The organism is Bordetella genomosp. 5, assembly GCF_002261475.1.
GTDB lineage: Bacteria > Pseudomonadota > Gammaproteobacteria > Burkholderiales > Burkholderiaceae_B > Bordetella.
Genome location: NZ_NEVN01000004.1, coordinates 212,693 through 213,467 on the forward strand (window position 1 = coordinate 212,693; position 775 = coordinate 213,467).

1 protein-coding gene is annotated in these 775 nt (G+C 67.1%); it reads right to left on the reverse strand.

Translation table 11 applies throughout. The features are described from left to right. Window positions 1–2: 2 nt before the first annotated feature. A complete protein-coding gene (locus CEK29_RS07535; protein ID WP_094857730.1) occupies window positions 3–686 on the reverse strand; it encodes a transglutaminase-like cysteine peptidase in 684 nt (227 codons plus the stop codon). Between the last annotated feature and the right edge of the window lie 89 nt (window positions 687–775).

Sequence of the window (775 nt, forward strand, 5' to 3'; positions counted from 1 at the left end):
CGTCAGGGGCGTATGCCTTCCCGTTCCATGCGTTGAAGGAGGTCGCGCCAGCGGCCCAGCCGATCGGCGGGGGCGGCGGCTTTGCCGTCGACGTAAACGCCTTCGGCATTGAAACTGAACACAGGCGTGAGATCGCGCCGGTCGGTGGCGGGCAGGATCGTCGAGATGAGACTGTCGAGCACCAGCGGCACCGCGTTAGGGGTTTCGTAGTAGCCCAGCACCATATGTGCCACCTGGGTGCTGCTGCCGGGTCCGCCGATGCGGGCCCGCACGTAGATGAAGCGCAGCTTCTCGGGCGGCACACCGAGCGCCAGCAAGGTGAAGTATTTGCCGATGACGAAGTCTTCGCAGTCGCCGATCCCCTTGCCCAGGGACTCCAGCGGGGTGGCCCAGTAATCGGCCTGGCCCCAGATCGCCGGGTCTTCGCCTGCGCGCAGGGTTCGGTTCCAGAAGTCGTTGGTCCGCGTCAGCGTTTCGCGCATTTGCTTGGGGGCGGGCGCGCGCAACAGCTGCAGCCAGTCGTTTACAGCCTGCGTGCCCTGATGCCCGTAGCGGCTCGCCGCCAGGCTCTGCAATCGGCCGGCGTCGATGTCGAGGGCGTGGCTGCCGCCCCAGCTCAGGGCCAGGCAAAGCACGACCCATCGGCTCAGCCGAGGCAGGCTGCGGGGACGGAGACTCGAAGGCATGACACGGATTTTCACATCTTTCGGCCGGCTTCGGTGCGATACAGACGGCGCGCTGCCCGGAGCAGACAGCGCGCCGCGCGGCTTGGGGA

What these genes read in the sequence shown, in the direction of transcription:
- CEK29_RS07535 (WP_094857730.1), bottom strand. Translation starts at nt 686, where the DNA reads ATGCCTTCGAGTCTCCGTCCCCGCAGCCTGCCTCGGCTGAGCCGATGG.